Consider the following 290-nt stretch of genomic DNA (forward strand, 5'->3'; position numbering starts at 1 on the left):
GTGAGGTAGGACTGCCCGCCGGCGCTCCGGTAGGTGGAGGGCTCGCCGAAGTCGAGCTCGGGCTCGGCGTCCTCGGTCACCGGGAAGATCTCGCCCAAGAGCTGCATTGCCGGCTCGACCTCCAGATGCATCAGCCGGACGATCAGCGCGTCGTGCGTGGTGACGTGGCGGTCGTAGAAGTCCGGCACCCGCGTGGCCACCATCATCAGCCGCTGAATCAGCGCCAAGCGCAGCGCGTGCAGCAGGTGCAGGTTGTCGCGCGTGTTCGGGTCGACCGCGATCGGCTCCTC

The 290-nt window shown here is 68.3% G+C and carries 1 protein-coding gene; it reads right to left on the bottom strand.

Annotated elements, in window-relative coordinates; all coding sequences use genetic code 11:
- On the bottom strand, nucleotides 1–290 hold a 290-nt coding region (locus ACSNOK_RS33800), incomplete at both ends, for a hypothetical protein (protein ID WP_436784576.1).

It is taken from the genome of Streptomyces sp. URMC 126 (assembly GCF_051386555.1).
Lineage (GTDB): Bacteria > Actinomycetota > Actinomycetes > Streptomycetales > Streptomycetaceae > Streptomyces.